At 36.7% G+C, this 264-nt stretch carries 1 protein-coding gene; it reads left to right on the top strand.

Translation table 11 applies throughout. The annotated features are described in order from the left end of the window. Window positions 1-77: 77 nt before the first annotated feature. Window positions 78-264 (top strand): hypothetical protein (locus tag CXF62_RS01515; protein WP_145990527.1); only part of this gene is annotated, 187 nt, incomplete at its 3' end.

A 264-nucleotide genomic window follows, 5' to 3' on the forward strand; every position in this document is an offset into this window, starting at 1 on the left:
GCAATGAGAGAAAGATTGTCTAGATAGAAGACTATCTGACTTGCTGAACAATTTTATTACTACTGATAGGAGCTAGTATGGAAGATTCTAAATCTAAAGCACCGATTGTTGGCGATCGACCTATTCTTGTTAGTCGACAAGAGATAGAAAAGCGCCGCCGCATCAACTCTGATACTTTGAGCAGCTTTGCAATAGATAATATCCCTGTTAATCCAGATACTCAGCATTTTTTTAAAGATTTTGAAGAAGGTAAAATTGCAACTA

The organism is Psychrobacter sp. MES7-P7E, assembly GCF_002863645.1.
Classification (GTDB): domain Bacteria; phylum Pseudomonadota; class Gammaproteobacteria; order Pseudomonadales; family Moraxellaceae; genus Psychrobacter.